The 501-nt window shown below is 64.1% G+C and carries 1 protein-coding gene; it reads right to left on the bottom strand.

Going from position 1 to position 501, the window contains the following annotated elements:
* Positions 1-501: DUF4191 family protein (locus FK530_RS25690; RefSeq protein ID WP_146489561.1), on the bottom strand; the 501-nt coding region annotated here is incomplete at both ends.

Here is a 501-nt window from a genome sequence, read left to right as displayed (position 1 = left end):
GCCCTTGGGGATCGGCAGGGAGGTGGACTGCACGGCGTTGAGACGCTGGGAGATGGCCGGGACCTCCTCCTTGGTCAGGACCTTCTTCTGCTTGCGCAGCGTCTTCTCGATCTTTGCCAGGGTGACCTGACCGTCCTCATGTCCGGACTGGATGAGGATGACGGGAACGTTCTGGGCGACGCGGTTCACGCGCTTGCGTTCCGCTGCCAGCATCGGACGGACCCGGGCTGAGGGCCCCTCGGAAATGAAGACCACACCGGGGCGACCGATCAGGCGCCAGATGACGTCCTGTTCCCGGTTGGCGGCCACAGGCTCCTCGGAGATGATCCATCCACGCTTGATCTGGCTGATCACCGCATAGACGGATCCGACAGTGCCGTCGATCTGGGCGTACATCGCCTTGCGGACCAACGATGAGAGCAGGACGAGGCCCAGCAGGACCGCGAGCATGACGCCGGTGAGGGTCCACAGGACGACATTGGCATGTGTGAGCACCGCGAC

The sequence above is a fragment of the Tsukamurella conjunctivitidis genome (assembly GCF_007858475.1).
Lineage (GTDB): Bacteria > Actinomycetota > Actinomycetes > Mycobacteriales > Mycobacteriaceae > Tsukamurella > Tsukamurella conjunctivitidis.
The sequence above is the reverse complement of the archived record's forward strand: the minus strand, read 5'-3'. Positions and strand labels throughout refer to the sequence as shown.